The organism is Vibrio sp. 03_296 (assembly GCF_002265885.1).
Window position 1 is genome coordinate 1 of record NZ_NPKW01001261.1, and the last position, 1,532, is coordinate 1,532.

A 1,532-nucleotide genomic window follows, 5' to 3' on the forward strand; every position below is an offset into this window, starting at 1 on the left:
GTCTTACCTGTATCAACGCCGACATTAATGTTTTGAAGTGTATTTGTATTCATAATAAGCTAACTCTTGCTTGCGAAATGCGGGCTCGAGACCCAGAAGACTATTCGAGTGTGATGCTTGGAGTTCTATCTGATGTTCGTTCTTGTTATCGGTCTCTCAATAGAGGAGCCAGCGTTCAATCGAACTATCAGATAGAGAACTTTAGTTGCAGCTAAAGTCTGGGTCTCACCTTACCCTGATTCGTTAGTTATTATCCATACAAGGCGTTTAAGTGGGATTCATGCCGCGTGGCATTTTGGGTATGCGGTGAATTTCGGTGGTGAAAGTGGTCTGCGGAAAGTTGGTTTAGGCGGCACTCACCCCTTAACGCAGCGTTATGTTTAGTCACGTAAAATCAGTTGGTTGCATCTTTTCTTTGCTTTCTCGGCTTTCTAATTTTGGTCTTGTCGGCAAGTTACTTTTAGTTGTCGCTGTTTTCTGGACTCCAATTCGTGGGCGCGAAAAATTCTGAGAGTTGCCTCATTAAAGCTCAGTGCGTTTGTGAGTCGAATAAAGCGTCTTAGCTTCAAAGTTTGAGCTCCAGCTTTCGGTTTCTCACGCTAAAACTCAAAATCATTAGAATCAAATTTATGAGTTAATTCAGCTTTTTAGCGTCTGGTTTTGGTTTTTAAAGGTAACTCGAGTTAAGCTCTTGGTATCGCAAAACTTAACCCTTTGTGTCTTAAACATAACAAGGCGTTTAAGCGGGATTCATGCCGCGTGGCATTTTTGGTATGCGGTTGGTTTTGGTGGTGAAAGTGGTCTGCGGAAGGTTGGTTTATGCGGCATTCACCCCTTAACGCAGCGTTATGCTTAATCACGTAAAATCAGTGGTTTATGGTTTTTTCTGTTCCCTCAGCTTTTCAGTTTTGTGTTTGTCGGCAAGTCGGCTTTTTTGAGCGCTGTTTTTCGGACACTTATTCTTTGGCGCTAGAAATTCAGAGAATTGCCTCATTCAATTCTTGGGCAAGCGCGAGGTTAGGGCGGTTGGCTCAATCAGAGATTTGATCTTAGGTTTTTTCGTTTTAGCTGCCAAATTTCAAAGTCTGATTTTCAAAATCATGAGTCATTTCAGTTTTTTGGCTTTTGGCTTTTGTTTGTGAATCAAAGTCGAGTTAATCTTGTTTTTAGTAAAACGTAAGCCATTGAAGCTTAAGCATAACAAGGCGTTTAAGCGGGATTCATGCCGCGTGGCATTTTTGGTTTGCAGTGAGTTTTGGTGGTGAAAGTGGTSTGCGGAAGGTTGGTTTATGCGGCATTCACCCCTTAACGCGGCGTTATAACACAGAATCAACTTCTTGCTCAAAAGGGTCAGTTGAACTATTATTTGTACGTTATTTTGTACTAATGGGAGTCAATATGAGTCGTATTCATTTCGATCAAGATATTCAGCCTTTGTCTGAGTTTCGTGCCGGTGTAGCTCATACATCAAACAAATCAATGAGCTCGTCGTCAATTGGTTATTACCGCAACGTGGCAAAGGTGTTGCTGTT

General features: G+C 41.9%; 2 protein-coding genes and 2 pseudogenes. All 4 read left to right on the plus strand.

Annotated features, from left to right (window positions below; translation table 11 throughout):
* The first annotated feature begins 252 nt into the window (after window positions 1-252).
* Entirely contained in the window at window positions 253-384 is a 132-nt protein-coding gene (locus CIK04_RS31410; RefSeq protein ID WP_176463260.1) for a DUF3265 domain-containing protein, read from the plus strand.
* A gap of 343 nt (window positions 385-727) precedes the next feature.
* Window positions 728-856, plus strand: coding sequence for a DUF3265 domain-containing protein (locus CIK04_RS35930; RefSeq protein ID WP_081036305.1), 129 nt, complete (start codon window positions 728-730; stop codon window positions 854-856).
* A 341-nt stretch (window positions 857-1,197) separates the two neighbouring features.
* Window positions 1,198-1,317 (plus strand): annotated as a pseudogene (locus CIK04_RS35190) (DUF3265 domain-containing protein); the annotation flags it as partial.
* Between the two features lie 81 nt (window positions 1,318-1,398).
* Window positions 1,399-1,532 (plus strand): annotated as a pseudogene (locus CIK04_RS31430) (prevent-host-death family protein); the annotation flags it as partial.